Genomic DNA, 2,323 nt, shown 5'->3' with positions numbered 1-2,323 from the left:
AAGCCAGGGTGCGACTCGTTCGCTAGAAACCAGTTTCGACTGGGGGATTAGCGACAAGGAGCCACAGGAACGCAAGTTCCATGAACCTTGATAACTCAATATCCGTGTCGGCGCAATTCCGACCCCTTGAAGTGACAAGGTGACAGTCCATCCCCATCTGGCGACTGACTCTCAAAGGATGAAGCGGGATGAAACGCAGGTATCTGGTAGCCTAAACCGGAAACCCCGCTAACACAGTTAGGTAAGGATAGGCAACGAATCTACGTTTAACTCTCCGTAACAGATAACTAGCCAAATCAGGCTGACAGGCTAGACCAAAAAAAAGGTAACGGTTGTGGGCTGTACAAAACTGGCGTGTACAACATTCACTCAGAGAGCAATCTCAACAACCCGGAGAACAGTAGAATCCTAACCCTAACGCCAAACGGATATTGGGAACGAGATAACCTTCTGACGGTTCTCTGGTGGAGGTCGATACCCCAGAGTAGGTGTCAAACCGGATACCCCGGAAGGCAGGATTGGTTAAGAAGCAAATGCCCTGAGTAACGTCAGGGATACGCAGACGTAACCACTACAGATTGAACGATGAAATCCATTAGTAGAGTGTAAATGTCATGAGCCAATCGCTAAAAACGGTTAGGGATGAATGGAAAGACATCCCCTGGAAACAAATCCAGGTGAAGGTTTTCAAGCTCCAACGTCGAATTTATCGAGCTTCGCGAAGTGGAGATGTCAAACGAGTCCACCGACTCCAACGGCTTCTGATGAAGTCCTGGTACGCTAAATGCTTGGCAGTCAGACGGGTGACTCAAGACAACCAGGGAAAGAAAACGGCGGGTGTGGACGGAATCAAATCCCTCACCCCTGCCCAACGCTTCCAACTGATCAACTCAATGGATTTCCAGTCCAAGAGTCGAGCAGTCAGAAGAGTATGGATTCCGAAACCTGGAAAAGCTGAAAAGCGCCCCTTGGGTATCCCGACCATGCACGACCGAGCATTACAAGCACTTCTCAAAATGGTCTTAGAACCAGAATGGGAAGCCAAATTTGAGCCGAATTCTTACGGCTTTAGACCAGGACGTTCCGCCCATGATGCCATCCAAGCAATCTTTACAGCAATTGCCCAGATTAGCGGGACGAGTCATCCGAGGATGGCTCAAAGCAGGTGTGATGGACAGAGATAATCTGTTCCCCACAACTGAAGGAACCCCGCAGGGTGGAGCGATCGGCCCGTTATTGGCAAACATTGCCTTACACGGACTCGAAACGTTCATCCTCAGTCAGTTCCCTGAGAAAAAGAACGGACAAAACTGGAAACCTCAATTCGTCAGATATGCTGATGACTTCGTGGTACTACACCCCGAATTAGAGGTCATCCAAGAATGTCAGAACCTCATCTCAGAATGGCTGAAATCACTAGGGCTAGAACTGAAACCCAGCAAAACCCGAATTGCTCACACACTGCATCCTGTAGAGGAACAAAAACCAGGGTTTGACTTTCTCGGATTCAACATCCGGTCATACCCAGTCGGTAAAACAAACAGTGGAAAGAACAACGGGAAACTCACCGGATTTCAAACCTTCATCAAGCCAAGCAAAGCGAATATCAAAGCTCAATATCGCAAGATAGCCGAGCATATTGAATCGCTAAAATCTACCCCACAAAAGAGAATCATTAGTGACCTCAATCCTGCCATTCGAGGATGGAGCAACTATTATTCAGCAGTCGTAAGTTCAGCTACCTATTCCAAGCTAGACGCACTTCTGTTCAAGAAACTCTGGAGATGGGCGAAGTTCAGACATCCCAAGAAAGGAAAACGATGGATTGCAAAACGTTACTGGCGAATTGGCAAGGGCGAAGGATGGGTATTTGCGGATGGAGATATTAAACTGCTCCGGCACTCAGATACACCAATTCAGCGCCACGTCAAAGTCAAAGGAACAGCATCTCCCTACGATGGGAACTGGACTTATTGGAGTAAAAGACGGGGTTCGTACCCCGGAATCAGCACGAAAGTCTCGACCGCCATCAAGCGACAGAAAGGCAAATGTGCTGAGTGTGGGCTTCACTTCCACATGGAGGACGCGATTGAAATTCATCACATCGATGGGAATCATCGCAATACCAAAATGGAAAATTTGACAGCTATCCACCGTCACTGCCACGACCGGATACACGGTGGTAAAGGCAATCTCTCAACCCAGCCCAGTACCCATATCAAGGGTCAATCTGGAGAGGAGCCGGATGAGCGGAAACTCTCACGTCCGGTTCTGAAGCCGAGCATGGGGGGCGACCTCCATGCTTAGGTTAACGGCTTTCCGC

2 protein-coding genes are annotated in these 2,323 nt (G+C 48.8%); both read left to right on the top strand.

Translation table 11 applies throughout. The annotated features are described in order from the left end of the window. The first annotated feature begins 614 nt into the window (after positions 1-614). Entirely contained in the window at positions 615-1,184 is a 570-nt protein-coding gene (locus NIES593_RS25400; protein ID WP_217652019.1) for a reverse transcriptase N-terminal domain-containing protein, read from the top strand. After that, positions 1,090-2,307 (top strand): group II intron reverse transcriptase, encoded by a 1,218-nt coding sequence (locus NIES593_RS25395; protein ID WP_217652018.1) that lies wholly within the window; start codon positions 1,090-1,092, stop codon positions 2,305-2,307. The genes NIES593_RS25400 and NIES593_RS25395 overlap by 95 nt, the downstream gene beginning before the upstream one ends. Positions 2,308-2,323 lie beyond the last annotated feature (16 nt).

Origin of the sequence: Hydrococcus rivularis NIES-593, assembly GCF_001904635.1 — a bacterium.
Classification (GTDB): Bacteria; Cyanobacteriota; Cyanobacteriia; order Cyanobacteriales; family Microcystaceae; genus Hydrococcus; species Hydrococcus rivularis.
Note: the sequence above shows the minus strand (reverse complement) of the source record. Positions and strands in the feature narration are given on the sequence as shown.

Coding starts and splice junctions, on each gene's coding strand:
- NIES593_RS25400 (WP_217652019.1), top strand. CDS start 615: ATGAGCCAATCGCTAAAAACGGTTAGGGATGAATGGAAAGACATCCCC.
- NIES593_RS25395 (WP_217652018.1), top strand. CDS start 1,090: ATGATGCCATCCAAGCAATCTTTACAGCAATTGCCCAGATTAGCGGGA.